This is a genomic window from Blastococcus sp. URHD0036 (assembly GCF_000701365.1).
GTDB lineage: Bacteria > Actinomycetota > Actinomycetes > Mycobacteriales > Geodermatophilaceae > Trujillonella.
In genome coordinates, this window is record NZ_JNIK01000001.1 from 128,762 (window position 1) to 154,929 (window position 26,168).

Below are 26,168 nucleotides of genomic sequence, written 5' to 3' on the forward strand. Positions count from 1 at the left end.
CCACCGGCCACTCTCTCGCCGAAAGTGGCCGGTCACGGGCCAACGCCCAGCCGCTGGCGGTAGACCGCGGCGATCTGGGCGCGGCACCCCTCCGGGTCGTTGGTCAGCCGGTGGTAGCTGAACCGCAGCACCAGCCAGCCGCGCGCGGCGAGGGCGACGTCCCGGGCGATGTCTGCCTCGCGGGCCTTCCGGCTGCCGTGGAAGGCCGCGCCGTCCAGCTCGACGGCCAGGCGGACCTCCGGCCATGCGGCGTCCAGCTCGACCGGGCCGCCCGGCAGGACGACGCGATGTTGCTGTGTGAACCGGGGGAGACCCGGCACGTCCAGGACGTGCAGGACCCCGAAGACCTCGAGCTCGCTCTGACACCCGCCGTCGACGAGCCCGAGCAACTCGATCAGTCCGGCCCGGCCCGGGAGTCCTGGCCGGGCGCTGAGCTCTGCTGCCACGGCGTCGGCGGTGACCCGCTTCTCGCGCGTCGCACCGAGCAGGGCGCCCCGCACGACCGAGACGGTCCCTCGTATCGCGGCGCGCGCGTGGGCCAGGCCCCAGGCGTCGATCAGGGATCGCGGCAGGGTGGTCACCGGCAGGCCACGTGCCCGGACGATTGCCGTCGGGACGACGGTGCGGTGCACGCGGAGCAGGCGGGTCGTGCGGATACGGGATCCCGGTGGCACCGTGACGTGCAGCCGGGTCGCCTCGAAGTCGATCACGCCATGTGCCGAGAGCGCGCTGAGATGGCTGAGCGGTCCGCCGGAATATCCCGCAGCGGCGTGGGCCCGGACGGTCCAGTCCTCGGCGAGTTCCGGCACGGTCACCCAGCCGGGGTGCAGCCGGACCAGCGTCCCGTCGGCCAACCACCGGCCGACGCTGCGCGCGCTGGCGGAGGCTGCCAGCGCAGGGGTGGACGTCGTCCGCGTGGGGCCCAGGAGACGAAGCAGGTCATGCACGCGGGTGAGCGTGCTGCGCCGGGCTGCTCGGGAGGGCGTGCAGAACGGATCTGTGGAGAACCGCCCAGAGCGTTGTCCCTGAGTCGGTCACTCGGCTGGCACGAATGGCCGACCGAGGGCCAACGCTGACGGGCGGTCCGCGGGCCGCGTGGCACATTCGGAGGTGTGCCCGCCCTGACCCGACTCCCCGACCAGCTGCGGGAGACCTTCCGGGCCCGCGTCTCCGGTGACCCGACCGGCGCGCCGGAGTGGGTCCGCGACATCGCCCGCGTCGGCACCGGCCCCGGCTGGTTCGAGCCCGACGGTGTCGTCTGGCGGGTGCACGGCGACCTGTCCACGCTGGTCGGCGGGGTGGCGGCACTCATGGGGCAGGGCGCACACCCGCTCGCCCTGGCCGGCGTCCAGCGCCACTCGGCCTACCGGGAGGACCCCTGGAAGCGGCTGGCCGGCACCGCCCGCTGGCTGGTGGTGAGCACCTTCGGATCGGCCGAGCTGGCCGAGCGGGAGGCGGCCCGGGTCCGCGGCATGCACGTCCGCGTCCAGGGCCTCGTCGACGGGAAGCCCTACTCGGCGTCCGACCCGGCGCTGCTGCGCTGGGTGCACCTCGCCTTCACCGACGCCTTCCTCGCCGCGCAGCAGGCCGTGGGCACCGACCTGGGCGCGCGGTTCGGCCGCGGCTGGCCCGACACCTACGTGGGGGAGTGGGCCCGCGCCGCCCGTGAGCTCGGCGCCACCGATCTGCCGACCACCCAGGCCGAGCTCGCCGAGGCGCTCGCCGCCTTCCGCCCCGAGCTGCGGCCGGTGCCCGACCACCTGCGCGAGTTCCTCGCCGCTCCGCCCGGTCTCAGTGCGCCCGAGCGGCTGGTCTACCGCGGGCTGTCCGGCGCCGCGGCGTACGTGGTGTCACCGACCATCGCCGGGTGCGCGGGGGTCCCGGGCCGCGGGCGCGGCGGCGCTGCCCAGCTCGCCGTCACGCGGCTCCAGCTCCGGGCACTGCGGCTGGCGCTGGGCAGCCACAGCCCGTCGGAGGAGGCGGCACGGTGGCGGCTCGGGATGGGTCCCGCCCCGGCCTGGGCCGAGGCGTCCGCCTAGCACCGACCGCTGTACCTGAGTGGCCCAGAACTGCCCCGGTCCTGGGCCACTCGGGTACGACGGTCAGGCGGACGCGACCGGCGCCAGGACGACGTCCACGGAGAGCGGACCGTCGCCGGGCACGACCGACAGCGACGCGATCCGCCCGGCCGAGGCCAGGTCGTCGCGACCGGCCTCCACCAGCGAGACCTGCGCGGACGGCGCCGTCACGGTCGCGGACGAGACGTCGGCCCGCATCGACTGCTTGGCCTCCGACTTCGCCTTGCGCACCGCGGCCAGCGCCTCGGCGACCACGGTCACCACCGCCGGGTCGCCGCCGGTCGGCAGCTCAGCGGCGACGGGCCAGGCGGCGCGGTGCACTGAGCCGGTCTGCCACCAGGACCAGACCTCCTCGGTGACGAACGGCAGCACCGGCGCGAACAGCCGCAGCTGCACGTCGAGGGCGATCGCCAGCGTGGCCTGGGCCGACTCGGCGGCCGCCCCGGTGCCGTAGGCGCGGGTCTTCACCAGCTCCACGTAGTCGTCGCAGAACGACCAGAAGAACGCCTCGGTGACCTCGAGCGCGCGGGTGTAGTTGTAGGCGTCGAGCGCGGCGGTCGCCTCGGTGACGACCGACGCGAGGCCCGCCAGCAGCCCGCGGTCGATCGGCTCGGTGACCTGCTCGGCCGCCAGCCCCGCCGAGGCGCCCAGCCCCAGCACGAAGTTGCCGACGTTGAGGATCTTCATCGCCAGCCGCCGGCCGACCTTCATCTGCGCCTCGTCGAACGGCGAGTCCGCACCCGGCCGGGCCCCGGCCGCGCGCCACCGCACCGCGTCGGTGCCGTAGCGCTCCAGGACGTCGATCGGGGTGACGACGTTGCCCTTCGACTTCGACATCTTCTTGCGGTCGGGGTCGACGACGAACCCGGAGATCGTGGCGTGCGACCACGGCACCGCGCCGAACTCGAAGTGCGACCGGACGACGGTGGAGAACAGCCAGGTGCGGATGATGTCGTGCGCCTGCGGCCGCTGGTCCATCGGGAAGACCGCGGCGAACAGCTCCGGATCGGTGTCCCAGCCGGACGCGACCTGGGGCGACAGCGACGACGTCGCCCAGGTGTCCATGACGTCGGGGTCGGCGATGAAGCCGCCGGGCACGCCGCGCTGCTCGGGGGAGAAGCCCTCCGGCACGTCGGAGGACGGGTCCACCGGAAGCGAGGCCTCGGGGGCCAGCAGCGGCTCGTCGAAGACCGGCTCCCCGGCCTCGTCCAGCCGGTACCAGACCGGGAACGGCACACCGAAGAACCGCTGGCGGCTGATCAGCCAGTCGCCGTTGAGGCCCTCGACCCAGTTCTCGTAGCGGTGCCGCATGTGCTCGGGCACCCACTGGATCTCCTTGCCGCGGGCCACGAGAGCGTCGCGGAGCGCGGCGTCCCGGCCGCCGTTGCGGATGTACCACTGCCGCGTGGTGACGATCTCCAGCGGGCGCTCGCCCTTCTCGAAGAACTTCACCGGGTGGGTGATCGCCCGCGGCTCGCCCTCGAGGTCGCCGGACTCCCGCAGCAGCTCCACGATCCGCTGCTGCGCGCTGAACGACGTCTTCCCGGCCAGCTCCGTATACACCTCGGCGGGCACGCCGGCCGGGGCGTCGGCCACGAACCGGCCGTCCCAGCCGATGACGGCGCGGGTGGGCAGCTGCAGCTCGCGCCACCAGGTGACGTCGTTCAGGTCGCCGAAGGTGCAGATCATCGCGATGCCCGAGCCCTTGTCCGGCTCGGCCAGGCGGTGGGCGACCACCGGCACCTCGACGTCGAACAGCGGCGTGCGCACCGTCTGACCGAACAGCGGCTGGTAGCGCTCGTCGTCGGGGTGGGCCACGAGCGCGACGCAGGCCGGCAGCAGCTCGGGGCGGGTGGTCTCGATGAACACCGGGCCGGACGGGCCGGCGAAGGCCACCCGGTGGTAGGCACCCGGACGCTCACGGTCCTCCAGCTCGGCCTGCGCGACGGCGGTGCGGAAGGTGACGTCCCAGAGGGTCGGCGCCTCCTGCGCGTAGGCCTCACCGCGCTCGAGGTTGTGCAGGAACATCCGCTGCGCGGTGGCGCGGGAGGACTCGGAGATCGTCCGGTAGACGATGTTCCAGTCGACCGAGAGCCCGACCCGGCGCCACAGCTGCTCGAAGGCCTTCTCGTCCTCCTCCGTCAGCCGCTCGCACAGCTCGACGAAGTTGCGGCGGGAGATCGGCTGCTGGTCCTTGCCGGGCTTCTCCGGCGGCTCGAACGAGGAGTCGTAGGGGAGCGCCGGGTCGCAGCGGACGCCGTAGTAGTTCTGCACCCGCCGCTCGGTCGGCAGGCCGTTGTCGTCCCAGCCCATCGGGTAGAAGACGTGCCGGCCGAGCATCCGCTGGTAGCGGGCGACGATGTCGGTGTGGGTGTAGCTGAAGACGTGGCCCACGTGCAGCGACCCGCTCGCGGTCGGCGGCGGCGTGTCGATCGAGTAGATCTGCTCGCGCGGCGCCGCCAGGGCAGCGGAACGGTCGAAGGCGTAGGTGTCCTCGGCGGCCCAGCGGGCGGTCCACTTCTCCTCGAGGCCGTCGAGGGTCGGCTTCTCGGGTACGCCACCGCCGACTCCCGGGGCCGCGGCGTCCGGGGTGCGTGTGTCGGTGGTCATGCCCCTCATCCTAGGAACCCGCCTGCTGGCATCCTGGGCGGGATGAGCAGCAGCACCGGTGACATGGCCCGGGTCGAGAGGGAGCTGCTCGCGCGGTGGCCGGAGACGCGGCTGGAACCGTCGCTCACCCGGATCAACGCGCTGGTCGACCTGCTGGGCTCGCCGCACCGCGCGTTCCCCGTCATCCAGGTCGCCGGCACCAACGGCAAGACGACGACGGCGCGGATGGTCGACGAGCTCCTGCGCGGGTTCGGGCTGCGCGTGGGCCGGTTCACCAGCCCGCACCTGGAGTCGCTGCGCGACCGGATCGTGCTGGACGGCGAGCCGGTCAGCGCCGAGCGCTTCGTGGAGACCTACGAGGACATCGCGCCCTACGTCCAGATGGTCGACGCCGGCAGCGAGCACCCGCTGTCGTTCTTCGAGGTGATGGTCGGGCTGGCGTACGCGCTGTTCGCCGACGCCCCGGTCGACGTCGCGGTGGTCGAGGTCGGCATGGGCGGGCGGTGGGACGCCACCAACGTCGTCGACGCCCGGGTCGCCGTCGTGACGCCGGTGGCGCTGGACCACGCCGAGTACCTCGGTCCCGACGTCGCCACCATCGCCACCGAGAAGGCCGGGATCATCAAGGCCGACTCCGTCGCGGTCCTCGCCACCCAGCAGCCCGGGGCGCTGGACTCCCTGGTCCGCCGGGCGGTCGAGGTCGAGGCGGTCGTGGCCCGTGAGGGCACCGAGTTCGGCGTGCTGGGCCGCGCCGTCGCCGTCGGCGGTCAGCAGGTGCGGCTGCAGGGCCTGGGCGGGGAGTACCCCGAGGTCTACCTGCCGCTGTTCGGCGCGCACCAGGCGCAGAACGCCGTCACCGCGCTGGCCGCCGTCGAGGCGTTCCTCGGGGCCGGCGCGGCGACCGGCCCGATCGACGTCGAGACGGTGCGCGCCGCGTTCGCCGCCGTCCGCTCGCCCGGCCGGCTGGAGCGGGTGCGCACCTCGCCCAGCGTCCTGGTCGACGCCGCGCACAACCCGGCCGGGATGGCCGCCACCGTCGAGGCCATCCGGGAGTCCTTCGACTTCACCCGCCTGGTCGGCGTGGTCGGCTGCGTCCGCGGCAAGGACGTCACCGGGATGCTCGCCGAGCTCGAGGGCATCTGCGCCGAGCTGGTCGTCACCCAGCACACCTCGCCGCGGGCGATGCCGGCCGACGAGCTGGGCGCGCTCGCCGTCGACGTCTTCGGTGCCGACCGGGTGAGCGTGAACCCGCGGCTCTCCGAGGCGATCACCGAGGCGATCGAGCTGGCCGAGGCCGGGCCGGACGACGCGCTCGGCGGCTCCGGCGTGCTCGTCACCGGCAGCGTGATCACCGCGGGCGAGGCGCGCACGATCCTCGGGGGCGGTCGGCGGTCGTGACAGCGCCCGATCCGGTCCGGGCGGCGAAGGCGCTGCGGGGGGCCGCTGCCGCGATCCTGGTGCTGGAGGGCATCGCCGTCCTCTTCGTCCCCCGCGCCGTCGCGCCGACCGACGAGGGACTGAGCGGCTCCTGGCTCACCGCGCTCCTGGTGCTGGCCGTGGCGCTGATCCTGGCCGGCGGGCTCCAGCGCCGGTCGTGGGGGCTGATGGCGGGCACGGTCCTGCAGGTGCCGCTGCTCCTGACCGGCGTCCTCACCACCGCGATGTTCTTCGCCGGCGGCGTCTTCCTGCTGATCTGGCTCTACCTGCTGCAGGTGCGCAAGGAACTGCTCGGCTCGCCGTTCGGCGACCCCGTGGCACCCGGGGACGACGGCGAGGATCCGTCTCCCACCTAGGCCTGCAGCACCTCGTCGGCGAAGCGGCGCATCCCGTCGACCGCCTCCCGCGAGCGGCGCCAGGGGGAGACGATCAGCCGGGTGACGCCCGCGGCGGCGTAGGGCTCGACCTCGGCCGGGGTGGTCGGGGTGCCGTTGAGGGTGACCTCGACCGGGCTTTCCCGGCCGGCCGCGGTGCACAGCTCGCCCAGCCGGGCCAGCGACGCGGGCAGCTGGTCGAGCGTGTGGTTCATCGGCATCCAGCCGGTGCCGACCGTCGCCGCCCGCCGCAGGGCCGCCGCGCCGTCGCCGCCGATGTGCAGCGCGGGACCCGGCCGCTGGACCGGCTTGGGCTCGAAGGCGACCGGGGCGAAGGAGAAGAACTCGCCGGAGTGCTCGACGACGTCCTCGCTCCACAGTCGCCGGCACACGTCGATGGCCTCGTCGACGAGCGGTCCGCGGCGGTCGAAGTCCAGCCCGACGGCCTCCCACTCCTCCCGCAGCCAGCTGGCGCCGATGCCGAACGCCAGCCGCCCGCCGGAGAGGACGTCGACCGTGGCGGCCGCCCGCGCGGTGACGAACGGGTGGCGCAGACCGATGTTGTAGACGTTCGTGCCGAGCCTGATCCGCTCGGTGCGGGCGGCCAGGTGGCAGAGCACGCCCATCGCGTCGAACACCGGCACGGTGGGCGGGATCGGCGGGTGCTCGGCGCCGTGGTGCGGGCTGCCCTGGGCGCCGACGGGGATGACGAGGTGCTCGGGCACCCACACCGACTCGAAGCCCAGCCGGTCGGCCTCCTCGGCCACCTCACCCCACAGCGCCGGGTTGACCGAGCCGAGGTGCACGCCGAAGTCCATGTCGTCAGCTCCAGTACCGGGCGGTCGTGTCGTGGGCGGCCCGCGCGAACTCCTCGACGGGCAGCTGCACGAGGTCGGCGTTGAGCACCTCGACGCTCACCGTGCCCGCCCAGCCGCGGTCGCGCAGCGTGGCGGCGAAGCGCTCGAGCTCGAAGGTGCCCTCGCCGGGCCAGAGCCGGCGGTTCATCGTCTCGTCGAAGCCGTCCTCGCTGACCGGCTCGGGGGCGTCGTTGACCTGCAGGTAGGCGATCTCCTCCAGCGGGATCGTCGCCAGCTGCTCGAAGGTGCTGTCGCCGCGGCTGAAGTGCCAGGTGTCGATCATGACCGCCGTCCGGCCCGGGTCGGCGGCCGCGATCAGCTCCCGGGCGGCGTCGATGGAGGTGACCACGCCCAGCGGGCTGAACTCGACCGCCAGCCGCGCGCCGGCCTCGGCGACGACGTCCGCGCAGCGCCCGAGCAGCTCGGCGGCCTCCGGCGAGGGCGGCGTCGCGGGCACCGTCAGCACCCAGGGCGCCCCCACCGCGGCGGCCGCAGCGGCCAGCTGCCGGGCCGAGGCCAGGGTGCGCTCGGCGTTGCGGGACACCATGAGCGCCATCAGCTCGGTGCACCGCACCCCGGCCCCGGTCAGCGCCTCGGCGACCCCGGGCCCGGCGGCGCGGTCGGCGCCCAGGCCGATCCCGGCGAACCCCGCCCGGCCGGCGGCGGCCACCAGCTCGGCGGTGTCCGCCGTCCACCGCGAGTCGGTGGTCAGAGCCAGCTCGTACCTCACGTGACGGCGCCCTCGATCTTCAGCGCGATGAGCTCGTCGTCGTCGATGCCGAGCTCGCGGAGGATCTCGTCGGTGTGCTCGGCGTGCTGCGGCGCCCGGTCGATGACCGGCGGCTCGCCGTCGAACTGGACCGGCGCGAGCACCAGTTCCCGCTCGATGCCGTCGACGTCGGTGACGCGGCCGATGTAGCCGTTGGCGCGGGCCTGGGAGTCCAGCCCGGCCTCGTGGTAGTTCTGCACCAGCGCCCACTGGCCCTGGGCACCCTTCATGCGGGCGCGGAACTCCTCCAGGGTCAGCGCGCCGATCATCTCGGCCACGTACTCCGCGGCGACCGCGGCGTTGTCGATGACCTTCTGGCCGGTGTCGAAGCGCTCGTCGGTGACCAGCTCCGGCCGGCCGAGCCGCTCGCAGATCTCCGGCCAGTACCGGCCCGGCTGCAGCATGCCCAGCTGGATCCACCGCTCGTCGGAGGTCTTGTAGGCCCCGCCGGAGAGCGGGTTGCGGGGCGAGCCGTGCTTCATCGGCGCCATCTTGGGCATCGGGGCGCCGGCCAGCAGGGAGGCGTTGATGCCGAACGACGACGTCCAGAGGCCCACGCCGAGCAGCGACACGTCGATGACCGACGGCGCGCCGGTCGCCGCCCGCTTGTACAGCGCGGCCGCGATGCCGCCGGCGATGGTCATGCCGCCGATGTTGTCCCCGTAGGCGCCGGTCGGCATCGGCAGCAGCGCGTCCAGCCCGGCCGGGGTGATCGCGTCGGCATGCCCGGAGCGGGCCCAGAACGCCGTCTGGTCGTAGCCGCCGTTGGGCCCCTCGTCGCCGTTCGGGCCCATGCCGGTGCCGCGCATGTAGATGACCTGCGGGTTGATGGCGCGGACGTCGTCGACGTCGACGCCGAGCTTCTTGCGGGTGGGCTCGCGGAAGTTGGTGACGAAGACGTCGGCGCCGCGGATGAGCTCCTCGAAGACCCGCCGTCCGCCGGCGGTCTCCAGGTCCAGCCCGATGCTGCGCTTGCCCCGGTTGGGGCCCTCCATGATCGGGAAGAAGGTCTTCGAGGCCACGCCCTGGTCCAGGCCCAGGATGCTGACCAGCCCACGCTGGGCGTCGCCGGTCTCGGCGTGCTCGATCTTGATGACGTCGGCGCCCCAGTCGGCGAGCACCGCACCCGACGCCGGCACGAAGGTGAACTGGGCGAGCTCGACGATCCGGACGCCCTCCATCGGTCGGCTCATCGGGGCGCTCCTCGGTTCCATGAACATATGTTCATTCGGTCGATCCGTGGTTCAGCGGCGAACGTATCGGAGTGGCGCAGGTCACGACAAGGCCTTGACGGCGGCCTCCGACCAGGGCTTGTCTGCGCCCACCGCCACCGGAGGGGAAGCGACCCATGACCACGACCGCCGACGACGTCGTCCAGACGCTGCTCAGCAACCAGTACGGGATCGTCTGGGACGACGACGCCCCGCGGATCTGGCGGGACCTGTCGTCGCAGCCGCCGCGGCGGGTCGACTCGGAGGTCGTGGTGACCGCCTCGGCCGACGTCGACCACGTGCTGCACGAGCCCGGTGTCTTCTCCTCCGGGCCCGAGGGCAGCTTCCTCGGCAGCGACTCCGGGCTCATCCCGCTGCAGATCGACCCGCCCGAGCACGCCCGCTACCGCCGGATCCTCGACCCGATGTTCTCGCCCAAGCGCGTCGCGCCGCTCGAGGCGGGGCTGCGGGCGCTCATGCACCAGTGCATCGACGCCTTCGCCGACCGCGGCTGGTGCGACTTCGGCGCCGAGGTGGCCACGCCCTATCCCGTCGGCACGTTCCTCACGCTGCTGGGGCTCCCGCTGTCCGGGACGGCGGAGTTCGTCCGGCTCAAGGAGGACATCATCCGCGGCGGCGTCGGCGGCACCCTCGAGGAGTCGATGGCCGTCCGCCGGCGGGCCGGCGCGGAGATCTCCGAGCTGTTCCAGGGCGAGCTGACCGAGCGGAAGACCGCGCCGCGCGAGGACCTCCTCTCCGCCCTGGTGGAGCGGGAGCGGGCCGGTGACCTCAGCCGGGAGAACTCGATCAACATCTGCCACCAGCTGCTGATCGCCGGACTGGACACGGTCACCGGCACGCTCGAGTGCGCGTTCGGGATCCTCGCCCGCCGGCCCGATCTCCAGCCGGCGCTCGCCGACCCGGCCGCCGTCCCGTTCGCGGTGGAGGAGCTGCTGCGCTGGGCGGCCACCAGCCCGTCCCAGACCCGCCGCGCGGTGCAGGACTCGGTCGTCGGCGGGGTGGAGATCCCGGCCGGCACGCACGTCAGCGTCGTCCAGGGCACCTGGAACTTCGACCCCGAGAAGTTCACCGACCCGCTCACCGTCGACCTCGCCCGGCCGGCGAACCGGCACGCGACCTTCGGCCTGGGCCGGCACCGCTGCCTGGGGTCCAACCTCGCCCGGCTGGAGATGCGGATCGCGGTCGAGGTGTGGCACCAGCGGATCCCGGCCTACCGCCTGGCCGAGGGCTACGAGCTGTGCTACGCGCCGGTGCTGCGCGGCATCCCCGACCTGCGGCTGGAGTTCGAGCCGCGCGGCTAGGCCGGGCGGACGACGAACGTCGCGCGCAGCAGGTCGAGGAACTCCTCCAGCGGCAGCGCGGCGGTGGCCTGCTCGTCGATCACGTGGGAGGCGCTGACCATCGCCGAGAACATCCGCGCCAGCGCCTCGGGTGCGCCGGCGCGCAGCAGCCCGGCCTGCTGGCCCTCGGCGATGACGCCCGCCTGCAGCTCCATCGCCCAGCGGTAGCCCTCGTCGTAGTTCCGCGCGACCTCGCCGCCGGGGAGATCGGCCCGGGCGCCGGGGGAGACGAACATCGTGGTGATCCGGGCCCACCGCGGGTGCTCCCGGAAGTAGCGCACCTGCCATTCCGCGAGCCGCAGCAGGCGGACGTCGGCCGGGGCGTCCTCCCGCGCGATCTCGGCCATCCGCCGGGTGAGACCGGTGCCGAACCGGGCCGTGACGGCGGCGAAGAGCGCCTCCTTGCCGTCGACGACCGAGTACAGGGAGCCGACCGACACCTCGCACCGCGCGGCGACCGCCTTGAGGTTGGTGCCGTGGTAGCCCAGCTCGGCGAACATCTCCTCCGCGGCATCGAGCACCTGGGTCCGGAAGAGGTCCACGCGCTGCTGCCGCCGCTCCTCGCGGGGCGAGGGCGTGTCCGCGTCCTGGGTCATCGGCGCCTCCTCGTCGGCTCGGGCGGGGGGTCACGGTAGCCGCCGGCCGGCTCGGCCCGGCGTCGCGCCGCTGCTCAGGGCGGCGGCGAGGAAGGTCGTCGCCTCGGTCCACGAGGCGAGGTCCGCGGCCTCGTCGCGCATCGGGGGGACCGGTGCGCAGAAGGCGTGGCCCGCGCCCGGGTACAGGACGAGCCGGTGCCGGGGGTCGGCAGCCGTCAACCGCTGACGCAGGTCGACGAGCCGCTCGGGCGGCAGCACGGGGTCCCGGTCGCCGTAGAGGACGAGGGCGGGCGCCCGCAGCGCCCAGAGCAGGTCCGCCGGGTGGACCGGGGTGCGCTCGGTCAGCTCGCCGAACCAGGGCTGGCTCGGGAAGAAGAGGACGGCGGCCGCCACCCGGTCGCTCAGTTCGGCGGCCAGCAGCGCCAGCGTGCCGCCGGTGCAGTAGCCCCAGACGGCGATCCGGTCGGCATCGACGTCCTCGAGGCCGGCGGCGTGGGCCACCGCCGTCAGCAGGTCGCGGGTCCCGCGGCGGAAGTCCAGTGCGCCGATGAAGCGCATGACCTCCGTGAAGTCGGTGTAGGCCTCCGCGTCGGCCGGCCCGTTCCCCCGGTAGTAGTCCGGGACGACGACCACGTACCCCTCCTCGGCCAGGCGCGTGGCGACGCCCGCCGTGAAGGTGTTGGGCCCGTAGGCCTCCACGCCGATCACCACCGCCGGGTGCGGACCGGGGCCGGCCGGGCGCACCACCGCCGTCGGGACGGTGCCCCCGTCGGCCGCGGGCAGGTCGACGACCGTGCGGGTGGTCTCCATGGCACAGCAGTAGCGCAGCCGGACCCCGTCGTCCAGGTCGCCGTCCGGGGGCGGCCGGCGCGCCCCGCTAGGCTCCGGCCCCGTGACGGAACGCAGCCTTGTCCTGGTCAAGCCCGACGGTGTCGCTCGCGGTCTGGTCGGCGAGGTGATCAGCCGGCTGGAGGCCAAGGGGCTGCGCCTGGTCGCCGCCGAGCTCCGCACCCTGCCTCGTGAGACCGCCGAGGAGCACTACGGCGAGCACCGCGAGCGCCCCTTCTTCGGCTCGCTCGTCGAGTTCATCACCGGCGGGCCGCTGCTCGCGCTCGTCGTCGAGGGGCCCCGGGCCATCGAGGCCTTCCGGGCGCTGGCCGGTGCGACCGACCCGGTGAAGGCCGCCCCGGGCACGATCCGCGGCGACCTGGCGCTCGAGGTGCAGAGCAACATCGTGCACGGTTCGGACTCCCCGGAGTCGGCCGCGCGCGAGATCGGCCTGTTCTTCCCCGGCCTCTCCGCGTAACGCCTGTCCCGAGGACCCGGTCCCGCCGTGCGGCGGGCCCGGGTCCTCGGCGTTTCCGCGACGCGCCAGGGGCCTCTTGTCCGCCGCGCCGTCCATGTGATGCATTTACAGGCATGGAACGATTCGAGCTGCGCCGCCAGGACTTCCGTCTCGACGAGGACCAGCAGGCGGTACGCGAGGGGTTCGGCGACTTCTTCACCAAGCAGGTCCCCTCCTCGCTGGTGCGCGACGCGGAGCCGCTGGGCTTCGACGCCGACCTCTGGCAGCGGGTGGTCGCCATGGGTGCCACCTCGATGGCCCTGCCCGAGGCCGTCGGTGGTGACGACGCCACGCTCGTCGACCTGGTCCTCGTGGCCGAGGAGCTGGGCAGGGTCGTCGCCCCGGTCCCGCTGATCTCCCACGTCGTCGCGTCGCGGCTGCTCGCCCGGGTCGGCGGGGCCGACGAGCTCGTCGCCGCCGCGGCCGAGGGGGAGCGGATCGTCACCCTCGCCCTGCAGCCCGTCGTGGGCACCAACCGGCAGCTGGTCCCCGACGCCGCCGTCGCCCGCGACGTCCTCGCCTGGACCGACGAGGGGCTGGTGCTGCACACGCTCGCCGAGCCCGCGGCGCACGTGCCCAACCAGGGCTCGACGCCGCTGGCCTGGTTCGACCCGGCGGCCGGCGAGCGCACCGTGCTCGCGACCGGCCCGGAGGCCGCCGCGGCGTGCCGTGCCGCCTACGCCGAGTGGAAGCTGCTGACCGCCGCCGCGCTGGTGGGCATCGCCCAGTCCGCGCTGGACCTCGGCGTCGAGTTCGCCAAGACCCGCCGGACCCTCGGTGTCGCGATCGGGTCGCTGCAGGGGGTCGCGTTCCCGCTCGCCGACGTCGTCACCGAGATCGCCGGCGCCCGGAACCTGGTGCAGAAGGCCGCCTGGTACGCGACCCACGAGCCGGCCAGCCGGCCGGAGCTGCCGCTGGCGGCGTTCGTGCACGCCGCGCACGCCGCCACCGAGGCCGCCTGGGTCTCCGCGCACACGCAGGGCGGTCTGGGCTTCACCGTCGAGGCCGACATCAGTCTGTTCTTCCTGCGCGCCAAGGGCTGGAGCGTCCTCGGGGGCGACCCCGGCCAGGACCGCCGCCAGGTCGCCGCCGCCCTGCTGGCCACGGTCTGAGCCGGGAGGACGACGACATGGACTTCGGCACCGTCGAGCTCACGCCCGAGCAGGAGACGTTCCAGAAGGAGGTGCGCGCCCTCTTCGACGAGATCGTCACCGAGGAGGTGCACGAGCACGAGCGGCGCACCGGTGACGGCTTCAACGAGGCCGTGCACCTGGCGCTGGGCAGCCGGGGCTGGCTGTTCCCGGAGTGGCCGGTGGAGGACGGCGGAGCGGCCCTCGACCGGGTCTCCCAGCGCATCCTCGCCCTCGAGATCGCCCGCTACCGGGTGCCCACGGTCACGATGGGCACCACGCGCCTGGTCTGGGCCGCCGTCGAGCTGTCCTGCGACCCCGAGCTGACCGCCCGGCTCAAGCCCGAGGTCGCCGCCGGCCGGGTGCGCTTCTGCCTGGGCTACAGCGACCCCGAGGGCGGGTCGGACATCGCCGGGGCCACCCTGCGCGCCGTCCGGGACGGCGACGAGTGGGTGCTCAACGGCTCCAAGCTGTGGACGACCGGCGCGCACAACTGCCAGTACACGTTCCTCATCACCCGCACCGACCCGGAGGCCCCGAAGCACAAGGGCCTCACGATGTTCCTCGTGCCGCTGGACTCGCCGGGCGTGGAGATCCAGGCGATCCGCACCTACGGCGGCGAGCGGACCAACGCCGTCTACTACACCGACGTGCACGTGTCCGACTCCCATCGGATGGGAGACGTCAACGCCGGCTGGGCGACCCTCCAGGGCCCGCTGTCGGCCGAGCACGGAGCCGGACGGCCGGACGACGGCCTGTCCGACATCGCGATGACCATGGGGACCCGGGAGTTCGAGGCCGCCCTCGACGCCGCCGCCCGCTGGGCCAAGCGCACCACCCGGCCCGACGGCACGCTCGTCGCCGACGACCCGGCCTTCCTCGACCGGCTCGGCAAGCTCGTCGTCGACACCGAGGCCAGCTGGGTCACCCCGGGCCCGATGGGCCGGAACAAGAGCTCGCTCAGCTACATCGACGGCATCGCCGAACTGGTCGACCTGGTCGGCCCCGAGGCCCTGCTCGCCCACGGCGCCGACGGCGCGATCGAGGACGGCGTCATCGACTTCGCCCACCGGTTCGCCCAGGGCACCGCCACGTACGGCGGGACCACCGAGGTGTTCAAGGGGATGATCGCCCAGCACGTCCTCGGCCTGCCGCGGCTCACCCTGCCGGGCAGCAAGCAGTGGGTGCGTTGACGTGGACTTCGCGACGGTCGAGCTGACCGCGGAGCAGCAGGCGTTCCAGCAGGAGGTGCGCGCCCTCCTCGACGAGGTCATGACCGAGGAGGTCCACGACCACGAGCGGACCACCGGCGACGGCTTCCACGAGGGCGTGCACCTGGCCCTCGGCGCCCGGGGCTGGCTGTTCCCCGAGTGGCCGGTCGAGGACGGCGGCGCGGGTCTGGACCAGGTCTCGGCCCGGGTCCTCGCCCTCGAGCTGGCCCGGTACCGCGTCCCCTACGTCACCTCCGGGACCACGGCCGGGGTGTGGCCGTCGGTCGAGCAGTACGGCGACCCCCAGCTGGTCGCCGAGCTGAAGCCCGAGGTCGCCGCCGGGCGGGTGCGCTTCTGCCTGGGCTACAGCGACCCGGAGAGCGGGTCGGACATCGCTGCGGCGCACCTGCGCGCGGTCCGCGACGGCGCCGAGTGGGTGCTCAACGGCTCGAAGATGTGGACGACGGGCGCGCACAACTGCCAGTACACGTTCCTCATCACCCGGACCGACCCGGAGGCGCCGAAGCACAAGGGCCTGACGATGTTCCTCGTGCCGCTGCAGTCACCGGGCGTGGAGATCCAGGCGATCCGCACCTACGGCGACGAGCGGACGAACGCCGTCTTCTACGACGACGTCCACGTCTCCGACCGCAACCGGCTCGGCGAGGTGAACGGCGGCTGGGCGGTGCTCCGCGGGCCGCTCGACGAGGAGCACGGCGCCGGCCGGGGCGACGGACTCGACGACGTCACGATGGGCATCGGGTACACCCGCGTGTTCCAGCGGGCGATCGACGCGGCCGCCCGCTGGGCGAAGCGGGCGACGCGACCCGACGGAACGCACGTCGCCGACGACCCGGTGTTCCTCGACCGCCTCGGCAGGCTGGTCGTGGAGACCGAGGCGGCAGCGGTCACGCCCGACCCGATGGGCCGCACCAAGGCGTCGCTGTCCTACATCGCCGGCATCGCGGAGCTGATCGACCTGGTGGGCCCGGAGGCGCTGCTGGCGCACGGTGCCGACGGCGCGATCGAGGGCGGCACCCTGGACCACGCCCACCGGTTCGCGCAGGGGACGGCGACCTACGGCGGCACGACGGACGTCTTCAAGAACATGATCGCCCAGCACGTCCTCGGCCTGCCCCGGCTGCGGCTGCCCGGCGACAAGGCCCTCGTCCGCTGATCTCGTCGACGGGGGAGAGGGGTCTTGGGGCCCCGTCTACCCTGGACGGGTCATGACTGGTGAGACGCTGTACCCGCGCCTGGAGCCCCTGCTGGCCCAGGTCCAGAAGCCCATCCAGTACGTCGGCGGTGAGCTCAACGCCCAGGTGAAGCCCTGGGACGACGTCGCCGTGCACTGGGCGCTCATGTACCCGGACGCGTACGAGGTCGGGCTGCCCAACCAGGGGCTGATGATCCTGTACGAGGTGCTCAACGAGCGCCCCGACGCCCTGGCCGAGCGCACCTACGCCGTGTGGCCGGACCTCGCCGGGCTGATGCGGGAGGCCGGGGTCGGCCAGTTCACCGTCGACAGTCACCGCGCCGTCGCCGACTTCGACCTGCTCGGCGTCAGCTTCGCCACCGAGCTGGGCTACACGAACCTGCTCGAGGCCCTCGACCTGGCCGGCGTCCCGATCCACGCGGTCGACCGGGACGAGACCCACCCCGTCGTCGTCGCCGGCGGGCACGCCGCCTTCAACCCCGAGCCGGTCGCCGACTTCGTCGACTGCGCCGTCCTGGGTGACGGCGAGCAGGCGGTCGGCGACATCACCGACGTCGTCAAGGCGTGGAAGGAGCAGGGCCGGCCGGGGGGCCGCGTCGAGCTCCTGGCCCGCCTCGCCCGCGTCGACGGCGTCTACGTGCCCCGCTTCTACGCCGTCTCCTACGGCCCCGACGGCGCCATCGCCTCGGTCGCCCGAACCCGCGACGACGTCCCCGCCCGGGTCGGCAAGCGCACCGTCATGGACCTCGACGAGTGGCCCTACCCGAAGACCCCGCTGGTGCCGCTCGCCGAGAGCGTGCACGAGCGGATGAGCGTGGAGATCTTCCGCGGCTGCACCCGCGGCTGCCGCTTCTGCCAGGCCGGGATGATCACCCGCCCGGTGCGCGAGCGGACCATCACCGGCATCGGTTCGATGGTCGACCAGGGGCTCAAGGCCACCGGCTACCAGGAGGTCGGGCTGCTGTCGCTGTCCAGCGCCGACCACTCCGAGATCGGCCAGCTGGCCAAGGAGTTGGCCGACCGGTACGAGGGCACCAACACCGGGCTGTCGCTGCCGAGCACCCGCGTCGACGCCTTCAACGTGACCCTGGCCAACGAGCTGTCCCGCAACGGACGGCGCAGCGGGCTGACCTTCGCCCCCGAGGGCGGCAGCGAGCGCATCCGCCGGGTGATCAACAAGACGGTGTCCAAGGAGGACCTCGTCCGCACGGTCACCACCGCGTACGCCAACGGCTGGACGCAGGTGAAGCTCTACTTCATGTGCGGACTCCCCACGGAGACCGACGAGGACGTGCTCGAGATCGCCGAGCTCGCCACCGAGGTGATCCGCGCCGGGCGCGAGGCCAGCGGCCGCAAGGACATCCGCTGCACCGTCTCCATCGGTGGCTTCGTGCCCAAGCCGCACACGCCCTTCCAGTGGGCCGCCCAGGCCAGCGCCGAGACCATCGACAACCGGCTCCGGCTGCTCCGGGCCGCGATCAACAGCGACCGCCGGATCGGCCGGTCCATCGGCATGCGCTACCACGACGGCAAGCCCGGCGTGATCGAGGGACTGCTCTCCCGCGGCGACCGCCGCGTCGGCCGGGTCATCGAGCGCGTCTGGCGCGACGGCGGGAAGTTCGACGGCTGGAGCGAGCACTTCTCCTTCGACCGGTGGACGGCGGCCGCGACCGAGGAGCTGGCCGCCTTCGGCGTCGACCTCGACTGGTTCACCACCCGCGAGCGCACCGAGGACGAGATCCTGCCCTGGGACCACCTGGACTCCGGGCTGGACAAGGAGTGGCTCTGGGAGGACTGGCAGGAGGCGCTCAACGAGGAGGAGGTCAGCGACTGCCGCTGGACCCCCTGCTACGACTGCGGCGTCTGCCCGACCAACGGCACCGAGATCCAGATCGGGCCGACCGGGCGCAGCCTGCTCCCGCTCACGGTCGTCTGATGGCCCGCCAGCCCGACGGGCCGCCGCCCCCGCCGACCGTGCAGAAGCTGCGGCTGCGCTACACCAAGCGCGGGCCGCTGCGGTTCGCCTCGCACCGGGACCTCGCGCGGGCCCTGGAGCGGGCGCTGCGCCGGGCGCAGGTGCCCATGGCGTTCTCCGCCGGCTTCAGTCCCCACCCGAAGATCAGCTACGTCGGGGCGGCTCCCACCGGCGCGGCCAGCGAGGCCGAGTACCTCGAGATCGGCGTGACCCGGCCCTGTGATCCCGAGGCCGTGCGGCTCGCCCTGGACGCCGCCCTGCCCCCGGGCATCGACGTCGTCGAGTGCGTGGCGGCACAGGAGGGGACCGGCGGCCTGGCCGAGCGGATCGACGCCTCGGTGTGGCGCCTGGAGCTCCCGGGAGTGGAGCCGGCCGAGCTCGGTTCGGCCCTGGCGGCCTTCCTCGCCAAGGACGTCGTGGAGGTCGCCCGGCGCACCAAGAGCGGCATGCGCGACGTCGACGCCCGTGCCGCGGTGGCCGCCGCGACCGCGGGCGGGGAGCCCGGGTGTGGCATGATGACGGTGGTCGTCCGGCAGGTGACGCCCGCTGTTCGACCAGACGACGTGGTGGCCGCCCTGGCTGCCGTCGCCGACCTGCGCCCGCCGTCGCCCCCCCGGGCCGTGCGTGAGGCGCAGGGCCGGCTCGACGACACCGGGACGGTGGCCGACCCGCTCGGGCCCGACCGGCTCGCGAGCACCCACTGCCAGGGGGAGCGCGCAACGGTCTGAGTCGCAGAGCGCCCGCGCCGTCGCGCGCCACGGCTGCCAGACGTGACGCACCGAGAGCCAGCACCAGCGCACCTGCACCGACCGCACCACCGGCTCCCCGCCGCGGCAACCGTCGCGCGAGAGCCGTCCACAGACTTTGCAGGACGGACGCTCCGCGTCAGATCCGTGGGGACGTCCGACCCGCCCAACCCGTGCTCCTGCGCGGCCGCCGTAGCAACCGGCGCCCGGGAGCACCACACAGGAGGCGAGCCCTCGTGGCAGACCAGGACGACGACACCACCACGACCACCGAGGAGACCGAGGCGGCGCCGCCCGCTCCCGAGCAGCCGGGAGAGGCGCCCGAGGGCACCGAGCCCGGCCCCGCCGGGCAGGCGGCCGAACCCACGGTGGCCCTCGACGAGGACGAGGACGACGCCGTCGCGGCGGTCGCCCCCGGTACCGCCGAGCTGCCGGCCGAGGAGCCCGAGCCGGAGCCGGTCTCCCGTTTCGGCGCGCAGTTCAGCTCCCCGGAGCCGACCGCGGTGATCGCCCGGCCGCGCCGGCGCGCGACCCGCCCGGTCGCCGCCGCCGACCCCGACTCCGTCGAGCCGCCCCCGCCCGCGCCGCCGGCCGTCCCCGCCTTCATCAGCTTCGTGGCCCCCGCCGAGGCCGACGCCCCGGCGCCCCGCCGGCGCGGCCGCCGTCCCCAGGCCGAGGCCCCCGAGGAGCCCGAGGACACCGCCGGCGCCTCGCTCGACGACGACGCCGTGGACGACGACGTCCCGGCGCCGCGGTCGCGCCGCGGCCGCTCACGCCGCCGCAGCGGGGGACCGGGTGACGGGAGCGGCGACGCTCCCGCCGACACCTCGACCGACGCGGACGAGCCCGAGGACACCGACGAGGCCGACGACGCCGCCGACGGCGAGGACCGGGACGACGCCGGGAGCAGCAGCCGCCGGCGCCGCCGGGGCCGTCGCGGCCGGGGCCGCGGGCGCAGCGGTGAAGACGACGACGCGGCCGAGGACGCGACCGACGACTCCGACGACGCCGACGAGCAGCGCAGCGACGACGAGGACGCCGACGAGTCCGACGAGGACGAGGGCAGCGACTCCGACGAGGGCGACGAGGGCGAGGCCGGCTCGAGCACCCGCCGCCGCCGGCGCCGCCGCCGCCGTGGCAGCAGCGGGGACGGCGAGTCCGCCTCCGCCGCCGACGAGTCCGACCGCCCCGAGCGGGCCGGCCGCAACGGCCGCACCACCAGCGACGACGACGTCAAGGGCGTCGCCGGCTCCACCCGCCTCGAGGCCAAGCGGCAGCGGCGGCGCGACGGCCGCGACACCGGCCGCCGGCGTGCCCCGATCCTCACCGAGTCGGAGTTCCTCGCCCGCCGCGAGGCGGTCGACCGGGCGATGGTCATCCGCCAGCGGGGCGAGCGGACCCAGATCGCCGTCCTCGAGGACGACGTCCTCGTCGAGCACTACGTCACCCAGGCCTCGGCCACCTCGTTCGCCGGCAACGTCTACCTCGGCCGGGTGCAGAACGTGCTGCCGAGCATGGAGGCGGCGTTCGTCGACATCGGCAAGGGCCGCAACGCCGTCCTGTACGCCGGTGAGGTCAACTGGGACGCCGTCGGCCTGTCGGGCAAGCAGCGCTCCATCGAGACCGCGCTGAAGTCCGGGGACAAGGTGCTGGTGCAGGTCACCAAGGACCCGATCGGGCACAAGGGCGCACGGCTCACCCAGCAGATCAACCTGCCCGGCCGCTTCCTCGTCTACGTGCCCGGCGGCTCGATGACCGGGATCAGCCGCAAGCTGCCCGACACCGAGCGGCAGCGGCTCAAGGACATCCTCAAGAAGATCGTCCCGGACGACGCCGGCGTGATCATCCGGACCGCCGCGGAGGGCGCCTCGGAGGAGGAGCTCACCCGCGACGTCGCCCGGCTGCAGGCGCAGTGGGACGTCATCCAGAAGAAGGCCGAGACCTCCTCGAACGCCCCGACGCTGCTCTACGGCGAGCCCGACCTCGCCATCCGCGTCATCCGCGACGTGTTCAACGAGGACTTCTCCTCCCTCGTCGTCCAGGGCGACGACGCCTGGGACACCGTCGAGGCCTACGTCGCGCACGTCTCCCCGGAGCTGGTCGGCCGGCTCTCCCGGTACGCCGGGCAGGGCGACGTCTTCCACGACCTGCGGATCGACGAGCAGCTGGCCAAGGCGCTGGACCGCAAGGTGTGGCTGCCCTCGGGTGGCTCGCTGGTCATCGACCGCACCGAGGCGATGACGGTCGTCGACGTCAACACCGGCAAGTTCGTCGGCTCCGGCGGCAACCTCGAGCAGACGGTGACGCGCAACAACATGGAGGCGGCCGAGGAGATCGTCCGCCAGCTCCGGCTGCGTGACATCGGCGGCATCATCGTCATCGACTTCATCGACATGGTGCTGGAGAGCAACCGCGAGCTGGTGCTGCGCCGGCTGACCGAGTGCCTGGGCCGCGACCGCACCAAGCACCAGGTGGCCGAGGTGACCTCGCTGGGCCTGGTGCAGATGACCCGCAAGCGGGTCGGCCAGGGGCTGCTCGAGGTCTTCAGCGAGCCGTGCGAGCACTGCCGCGGCCGCGGGATCCTCGTGCACACCGACCCGGTCGACGAGAAGCGCCGCAGCGGCAACGGCTCCGGCGGGAGCCCGGGCGGCGGCGGGGGCAACACCGGCGGCAGCGGGTCCGGTGGGGGCGGCAACCGCCGCGACCAGAACCAGAACGCCGGCAAGGGCCAGGACAACCGCGACCAGAACCGGTCGGAGCGTCGTGACGCCCCGGTCGAGGGCGGCTCCGACGAGGCGCCGGCCGCATCGCCGGCCCCGGACGACACCCCGGCCGAGGGTGGCGAGGGCCGCTCCGGTGGGCGTCGCAACCGCGGCCGGCGCAACCGTGGCCAGTCCGGCGAGGAGCGGGCGGCCGAGGACGCCGCGGTGCTCGCCGGTGAGGCCCCTCCGGTGGAGTCCGAGGTCGACATCGACGCCGGCACCGAGCCGTCGCCGGACGGGACGCCGGCCGACGCGCCGGAGATCGCCCCCCAGGGAACCGCCGAGCACGTCGTGGCGGAGCCGGCGCCCGTCCCGGAGCCGGTGGTCCCTCCGCTGCCCGTCGCGGAGCCCGTGGCCGAGGCGGCGGCGGCCGTAGCGGTCGTCACCGAGCCGGAGGACGAGCCCGACGAGGACGACGTCCCCGTCGGGGCCGGTCCCGACGAGCCGGCCGCGCCCGCGGTGGTCGAGGGCACTCGCCCGCGCCGCCGCCGGGCGGCCAGCCGGCCGGCCGGGCCACCGGCCAGCTGAACCTCGGGCCGCCGGGGCGGGTTCGACCCTGCACCGGCGGCTCGGGTACGCTGGACGGGTTGCACCGCCAGGCAGCGCACCGGACCTCCGGTGCCGCCGAGGAGGCGCGCGCAGCCGTCCCGCATCCCGTGCTCCGCGCGGTGGTGCGCCCAGGACAGACACGAGCAGGCGATCGAGGAGTCAGTGGTGTACGCAGTCGTCAAGGCCGGTGGCCGGCAGCACAAGGTGGCCGTCGGTGACCGTTTCACGGTCAACCGCCTGGTCGGTGAGGCGGGCGACTCGATCGCGCTGCCCGCGATCCTGCTCGTCGACGGCGACACCGTCACCACCGACGCGGCCGCGCTGGCCGGCGTCACGGTGACCGGCGAGATCGTCGGCCACGGCAAGGGCCCGAAGATCCGCATCCACAAGTTCAAGAACAAGACGGGCTACCACAAGCGGCAGGGGCACCGTCAGCCGCTGACCGACGTGGTCGTCCGCGACATCACGAAGGGCTGACGACGACATGGCACACAAGAAGGGCGCCTCGTCCTCCCGCAACGGCCGCGACTCGAACGCCCAGCGCCTCGGCGTGAAGCGCTTCGGTGGTCAGGTCGTCAAGGCCGGCGAGATCATCGTCCGCCAGCGCGGCACCCACTTCCACCCGGGTCTGGGTGTCGGTCGCGGTGGCGACGACACGCTGTTCGCCCTGGAGCCGGGTGCCGTGACCTTCGGGATGCGGCGCGGTCGCAAGACCATCTCCATCTCCGCCGTCGAGGCCTGAGCACCACTCTCTCCGCTCACGAGCGCACGGGCCGACGGCCCGTGCGCTCGTGGCGCTTGATCAGAAAGTAGGAGGCGGCACGGTCATGGCCGCTTTCGTCGACCGCGTGGTCGTCCACGTCACCGCCGGCAACGGCGGGCACGGCGTGTCCTCGGTCCACCGCGAGAAGTTCAAGCCGCTCGGCGGGCCCGACGGCGGCAACGGTGGGGACGGCGGCGACGTCGTCCTCGAGGTGGACCCCAGCGTGCACACGCTGCTGGACTTCCACCACCGGCCGCACCACAAGGCCGGCAACGGCCGCCCCGGCGAGGGCAGCAACCGGCACGGCGCCCGCGGCGAGGAGCGCGTCCTCCGCGTCCCCCCGGGCAGCGTCATCAGCACCCTCGACGGCGAGGTCCTCGCCGACCTCGTCGGCGTCGGCACCCGCGTCGTCCTGGCCCACGGCGGCAAGGGCGGGCTCGGCAACGCCGCGCTGGCCAACACCCGCCGCAAGGCGCCCGGTTTCGCGCTGCTCGGCGAGCCGGGGGAGTCCGTCGACGTCGTGATCGAGCTCAAGAGCATCGCCGACGTCGGGCTGGTCGGGTTCCCCTCGGCCGGCAAGTCCTCGCTGATCGCCGCGATGTCCGCGGCCCGGCCGAAGATCGCCGACTACCCGTTCACCACGCTGGTCCCGAACCTCGGCGTGATCCGGGCCGGCGACGTCAGCTTCACGATGGCCGATGTCCCCGGGCTCATCCCCGGGGCCTCGGTGGGCAAGGGCCTGGGCCTGGAGTTCCTCCGCCACATCGAGCGATGCGCCGTGCTGGTGCACGTCGTGGACATGGCGACGATGGAGCCCGGCCGCGATCCCGAGAGCGACATCGAGGCGCTGGAGCACGAGCTCGCCGAGTACTCCGGTGAGGAGATCGACCTGCTGGGGCGGTTGCGGATCGCCGTCCTCAACAAGATCGACGTGCCCGACGCCCGGGAGCTGGTCGACCTCGTCCGCGCCACGCTGGAGGAGCGCGGGCTGCAGGTGTTCCCGATCAGCGCCGTGACCGGCGAGGGGGTGCCCGAGCTCGGCTTCGCGCTGGCCGCCGCCGTGGAGGAGCACCGGGCCGCGCTGCCGGAGGTCGAGCCGGTGCGGATCACGCTGACCCCGCGGGCGGTCGACGACACCGGGTTCACCGTCGAGCCGGACCCGGAGTACGGCGGCTTCGTCGTCCGCGGCGTGAAGCCCGAGCGCTGGGTGCGCCAGACCGACTTCACCAACGACGAGGCCGTCGGCTTCCTCGCCGACCGGCTCAACCGGCTCGGTGTCGAGGACGCCCTGGAGAAGGCCGGCGCCGTCGAGGGCGACGCGGTCACCATCGGCGACGTCAGCTTCGACTTCGTGCCGACGCTGCCGGCCGGCACCCTCACGGTCGAGGAGACCGCTGGGCTGGGCGGCCGCGGCACCGACGCGCGCATCGACGCCCCGCACCGCATCCGCGCCGCCGAGCGGCTGGCCGCCAAGAAGGCCCGCCGCGTGCCGTACGAGCTCACCGAGACCTGGACGGACGACGACCTCCCCGAGGGGGACGCGTGACCGTGCGCCCGGAGATCGCCGGCGCCCGCCGGGTCGTGGTGAAGGTCGGCTCGTCCTCGCTGACCACGCTGCCCGGGGGGCTGGACACCGACCGGCTCACCGCGCTGGTCGACGTGCTGGGCACCGTCCGCTCGGCCGGCCGCGAGGTCGTGCTCGTCTCCTCCGGCGCGATCGCCGCCGGGCTCGCGCCGCTGGGCATCGAGGGCCGCCCGCGTGACCTGGCCACCGCGCAGGCGGCGGCCAGCGTCGGCCAGTTGCGGCTGGTGCAGACCTACGCCGACGCCTTCGCCCGGCACGGGGTCACCGTCGGCCAGGTGCTGCTGACCGCCGACGACCTCACCCGCCGCAGCCACTACCGCAACGCGCACCGGACCGTGGACCGCCTCCTGACCCTGGGTGTGCTGCCGATCGTCAACGAGAACGACACGGTCGCCACCGAGGAGATCCGGTTCGGCGACAACGACCGGCTCGCGGCGCTGGTCGCGCACGTGGCGCAGGCCGACGCGCTGCTGCTGCTGTCCGACGTCGACGGCGTCTACGACGGCGACCCGCGCACCGGGCCCGCGCAGCTCGTCGACACCGTCTCCGGTCCGGGCGACCTGGCGTCGGTCACCCTCGGTTCGGCGTCGCGCAACGGCGTCGGTACCGGCGGCATGGCCACCAAGGTCGAGGCGGCCCAGATCGCCGCGGGCGCCGGTGTCCCGGTGGTCGTCACCTCGACGGTCCAGGTGGCCGCGGCGCTGGCCGGGGAGCAGGTCGGCACGCTGTTCCTCCCGTCGGGCCGCCGTCCGTCCGCCCGGCAGTTCTGGCTGCGCTACGCCAGCCGCCCGCGCGGCCGGGTACTGCTGGACGAGGGCGCGGTGCGGGCGGTCCGCGAGCGCAACGCCTCCCTGCTGGCCGCCGGCATCACCGGGGCGACGGGGGAGTTCCTCGCCGACGACCCGGTCGAGCTCGTCGGCCCGGACGGCGTCGTGGTGGCCCGCGGCCTGGTCGCCTACGACGCCGCCGAGCTGCCGGCGCTGTTCGGCCGCAAGACCGGTGACCTGGACCCCGAGTACCGCCGCGAGGTGGTGCACCGGGACGAGATGGTGCTGGTCGGCCCCCGGGCGCCGAAGCCGGTCGCGACCGCCTGAGAGACTGCACCGCGTGACGATCCGCCCCATCCGGGAGCTCGGTGACCCGGTGCTGCGCACCCCGTCCGACCCCGTCCGCGCCTTCGACCGCGAGCTCGCCGCCCTGATCCGCGACCTCGAGGAGACCGTCGACCACCCCGGCCGCGCCGGGCTGGCCGCTCCGCAGATCGGCGTCGGCGCCCGCGCGTTCAGCTACAACATCGACGGCGTCATCGGGCACGTCGTGAACCCGCGCATCGTGGAGCTGTCGGAGGAGACACAGGGCGGCGACGAGGGGTGCCTCTCGGTCCCCGGCATCTGGGCGCCGACGGTGCGGGCGATGCACGCCGTCGTCGAGGGGTTCGACGTGCACGGGGAGCCGCTGCGGCTGGAGGGCAGCGGGCTCATGGCCCGGTGCCTGCAGCACGAGGTCGACCACCTCGACGGCAAGGTCTTCCTCGACCGGCTGACGGGCGACGCCCGCAAGGCCGCGTTCCGGGCGCTCAACTCGCGCTAGCGC

23 protein-coding genes are annotated in these 26,168 nt (G+C 74.0%); 16 read left to right on the plus strand and 7 right to left on the minus strand.

What is annotated here, in order from left to right; translation table 11 throughout:
- Positions 1-32: 32 nt before the first annotated feature.
- Positions 33-947: a DUF559 domain-containing protein gene (locus N555_RS0100650; protein ID WP_029429574.1), complete on the minus strand. Its 915-nt coding sequence runs from the start codon at positions 945-947 to the stop codon at positions 33-35.
- A gap of 165 nt (positions 948-1,112) precedes the next feature.
- Between N555_RS0100650 and N555_RS25415 the strand changes: the two genes are divergently transcribed.
- Entirely contained in the window at positions 1,113-2,039 is a 927-nt protein-coding gene (locus tag N555_RS25415; RefSeq protein ID WP_051683507.1) for an oxygenase MpaB family protein, read from the plus strand.
- Positions 2,040-2,102: 63 nt separating this feature from the next.
- On the opposite strand, the gene valS is transcribed toward N555_RS25415, so the two are convergent.
- A complete protein-coding gene (gene valS / locus N555_RS0100660; protein ID WP_029429576.1) occupies positions 2,103-4,688 on the minus strand; it encodes a valine--tRNA ligase in 2,586 nt (861 codons plus the stop codon).
- A 42-nt stretch (positions 4,689-4,730) separates the two neighbouring features.
- Between valS and N555_RS0100665 the strand changes: the two genes are divergently transcribed.
- Entirely contained in the window at positions 4,731-6,086 is a 1,356-nt protein-coding gene (locus tag N555_RS0100665) for a bifunctional folylpolyglutamate synthase/dihydrofolate synthase (RefSeq protein WP_029429577.1), read from the plus strand.
- Positions 6,083-6,481, plus strand: a complete 399-nt coding sequence (locus N555_RS0100670; protein WP_029429578.1) for a DUF4233 domain-containing protein — start codon at positions 6,083-6,085, stop codon at positions 6,479-6,481. The genes N555_RS0100665 and N555_RS0100670 overlap by 4 nt, the downstream gene beginning before the upstream one ends.
- Here N555_RS0100670 and N555_RS0100675 read toward each other — a convergent pair.
- From N555_RS0100675 to N555_RS0100685, 3 genes are read right to left on the minus strand one after another with little or no spacing between them, the layout of a single operon-like run.
- On the minus strand, positions 6,478-7,317 hold the full coding sequence (locus N555_RS0100675) for an LLM class F420-dependent oxidoreductase (RefSeq protein ID WP_029429579.1): 840 nt from the start codon (positions 7,315-7,317) through the stop codon (positions 6,478-6,480). The genes N555_RS0100670 and N555_RS0100675 overlap by 4 nt on opposite strands.
- A 4-nt stretch (positions 7,318-7,321) precedes the next feature.
- Positions 7,322-8,086: a sugar phosphate isomerase/epimerase family protein gene (locus N555_RS0100680; protein ID WP_029429580.1), complete on the minus strand. Its 765-nt coding sequence runs from the start codon at positions 8,084-8,086 to the stop codon at positions 7,322-7,324.
- Positions 8,083-9,318 (minus strand): CaiB/BaiF CoA transferase family protein, encoded by a 1,236-nt coding sequence (locus N555_RS0100685; protein WP_029429581.1) that lies wholly within the window; start codon positions 9,316-9,318, stop codon positions 8,083-8,085. The genes N555_RS0100680 and N555_RS0100685 overlap by 4 nt, the downstream gene beginning before the upstream one ends.
- 155 nt (positions 9,319-9,473) lie before the next feature.
- On the opposite strand from N555_RS0100685, the gene N555_RS0100690 reads away from it, so the two are divergent.
- On the plus strand, positions 9,474-10,658 hold the full coding sequence (locus N555_RS0100690; protein WP_029429582.1) for a cytochrome P450: 1,185 nt from the start codon (positions 9,474-9,476) through the stop codon (positions 10,656-10,658).
- Here N555_RS0100690 and N555_RS0100695 read toward each other — a convergent pair.
- On the minus strand, positions 10,655-11,293 hold the full coding sequence (locus N555_RS0100695; protein ID WP_051683508.1) for a TetR/AcrR family transcriptional regulator: 639 nt from the start codon (positions 11,291-11,293) through the stop codon (positions 10,655-10,657). The genes N555_RS0100690 and N555_RS0100695 overlap by 4 nt on opposite strands.
- A 30-nt stretch (positions 11,294-11,323) precedes the next feature.
- On the minus strand, positions 11,324-12,103 hold the full coding sequence (locus N555_RS0100700) for a dienelactone hydrolase family protein (RefSeq protein ID WP_029429584.1): 780 nt from the start codon (positions 12,101-12,103) through the stop codon (positions 11,324-11,326).
- A gap of 82 nt (positions 12,104-12,185) precedes the next feature.
- Here N555_RS0100700 and ndk point away from each other — a divergent pair, with 82 nt between their 5' ends.
- From ndk to def, 12 genes are all read left to right on the plus strand, one after another.
- Positions 12,186-12,599, plus strand: a complete 414-nt coding sequence (gene ndk, locus N555_RS0100705) for a nucleoside-diphosphate kinase (RefSeq protein WP_029429585.1) — start codon at positions 12,186-12,188, stop codon at positions 12,597-12,599.
- Between the two features lie 113 nt (positions 12,600-12,712).
- The gene (locus N555_RS0100710; RefSeq protein ID WP_029429586.1) at positions 12,713-13,750 is read left to right on the plus strand and encodes an acyl-CoA dehydrogenase family protein; all 1,038 of its coding nucleotides are present in this window, start codon (positions 12,713-12,715) and stop codon (positions 13,748-13,750) included.
- A gap of 17 nt (positions 13,751-13,767) precedes the next feature.
- Positions 13,768-14,961, plus strand: a complete 1,194-nt coding sequence (locus tag N555_RS0100715) for an acyl-CoA dehydrogenase family protein (protein ID WP_034508106.1) — start codon at positions 13,768-13,770, stop codon at positions 14,959-14,961.
- 1 nt (position 14,962) lies between these two features.
- Entirely contained in the window at positions 14,963-16,156 is a 1,194-nt protein-coding gene (locus N555_RS0100720; RefSeq protein WP_051683509.1) for an acyl-CoA dehydrogenase family protein, read from the plus strand.
- 52 nt (positions 16,157-16,208) lie between these two features.
- The gene (locus N555_RS0100725) at positions 16,209-18,131 is read left to right on the plus strand and encodes a TIGR03960 family B12-binding radical SAM protein (RefSeq protein WP_029429589.1); all 1,923 of its coding nucleotides are present in this window, start codon (positions 16,209-16,211) and stop codon (positions 18,129-18,131) included.
- A complete protein-coding gene (locus tag N555_RS0100730; RefSeq protein WP_029429590.1) occupies positions 18,131-18,898 on the plus strand; it encodes a TIGR03936 family radical SAM-associated protein in 768 nt (255 codons plus the stop codon). Before N555_RS0100725 ends, N555_RS0100730 begins: the two co-directional genes overlap by 1 nt.
- 254 nt (positions 18,899-19,152) lie before the next feature.
- Entirely contained in the window at positions 19,153-22,206 is a 3,054-nt protein-coding gene (locus N555_RS25420) for an Rne/Rng family ribonuclease (RefSeq protein ID WP_081865876.1), read from the plus strand.
- Between the two features lie 186 nt (positions 22,207-22,392).
- The gene (gene rplU, locus N555_RS0100740; protein WP_029429592.1) at positions 22,393-22,704 is read left to right on the plus strand and encodes a 50S ribosomal protein L21; all 312 of its coding nucleotides are present in this window, start codon (positions 22,393-22,395) and stop codon (positions 22,702-22,704) included.
- A 7-nt stretch (positions 22,705-22,711) separates the two neighbouring features.
- Positions 22,712-22,969 carry a 50S ribosomal protein L27 gene (gene rpmA / locus N555_RS0100745; RefSeq protein ID WP_029429593.1) on the plus strand — a complete coding sequence of 86 codons (258 nt, stop codon included), beginning with the start codon at positions 22,712-22,714 and terminating at the stop codon, positions 22,967-22,969.
- An 85-nt stretch (positions 22,970-23,054) separates the two neighbouring features.
- Positions 23,055-24,536, plus strand: coding sequence for a GTPase ObgE (gene obgE, locus N555_RS0100750; protein ID WP_029429594.1), 1,482 nt, complete (start codon positions 23,055-23,057; stop codon positions 24,534-24,536).
- Entirely contained in the window at positions 24,533-25,669 is a 1,137-nt protein-coding gene (proB, locus tag N555_RS0100755; RefSeq protein ID WP_197028860.1) for a glutamate 5-kinase, read from the plus strand. Before obgE ends, proB begins: the two co-directional genes overlap by 4 nt.
- 13 nt (positions 25,670-25,682) lie before the next feature.
- On the plus strand, positions 25,683-26,165 hold the full coding sequence (gene def / locus N555_RS0100760) for a peptide deformylase (RefSeq protein ID WP_029429596.1): 483 nt from the start codon (positions 25,683-25,685) through the stop codon (positions 26,163-26,165).
- The last annotated feature ends 3 nt before the right edge of the window (positions 26,166-26,168 follow it).

What these genes read in the sequence shown, in the direction of transcription:
- N555_RS0100700 (WP_029429584.1), bottom strand. Translation starts at nt 12,103, where the DNA reads ATGGAGACCACCCGCACGGTCGTCGACCTGCCCGCGGCCGACGGGGGC.
- obgE (WP_029429594.1), top strand. Translation starts at nt 23,055, where the DNA reads ATGGCCGCTTTCGTCGACCGCGTGGTCGTCCACGTCACCGCCGGCAAC.
- N555_RS0100665 (WP_029429577.1), top strand. Translation starts at nt 4,731, where the DNA reads ATGAGCAGCAGCACCGGTGACATGGCCCGGGTCGAGAGGGAGCTGCTC.
- N555_RS0100725 (WP_029429589.1), top strand. Translation starts at nt 16,209, where the DNA reads ATGACTGGTGAGACGCTGTACCCGCGCCTGGAGCCCCTGCTGGCCCAG.
- N555_RS0100715 (WP_034508106.1), top strand. Translation starts at nt 13,768, where the DNA reads ATGGACTTCGGCACCGTCGAGCTCACGCCCGAGCAGGAGACGTTCCAG.
- N555_RS0100710 (WP_029429586.1), top strand. Translation starts at nt 12,713, where the DNA reads ATGGAACGATTCGAGCTGCGCCGCCAGGACTTCCGTCTCGACGAGGAC.
- N555_RS0100730 (WP_029429590.1), top strand. Translation starts at nt 18,131, where the DNA reads ATGGCCCGCCAGCCCGACGGGCCGCCGCCCCCGCCGACCGTGCAGAAG.
- valS (WP_029429576.1), bottom strand. Translation starts at nt 4,688, where the DNA reads ATGACCACCGACACACGCACCCCGGACGCCGCGGCCCCGGGAGTCGGC.
- N555_RS0100675 (WP_029429579.1), bottom strand. Translation starts at nt 7,317, where the DNA reads ATGGACTTCGGCGTGCACCTCGGCTCGGTCAACCCGGCGCTGTGGGGT.
- N555_RS0100685 (WP_029429581.1), bottom strand. Translation starts at nt 9,318, where the DNA reads ATGAGCCGACCGATGGAGGGCGTCCGGATCGTCGAGCTCGCCCAGTTC.
- rpmA (WP_029429593.1), top strand. Translation starts at nt 22,712, where the DNA reads ATGGCACACAAGAAGGGCGCCTCGTCCTCCCGCAACGGCCGCGACTCG.
- N555_RS0100690 (WP_029429582.1), top strand. Translation starts at nt 9,474, where the DNA reads ATGACCACGACCGCCGACGACGTCGTCCAGACGCTGCTCAGCAACCAG.
- N555_RS0100695 (WP_051683508.1), bottom strand. Translation starts at nt 11,293, where the DNA reads ATGACCCAGGACGCGGACACGCCCTCGCCCCGCGAGGAGCGGCGGCAG.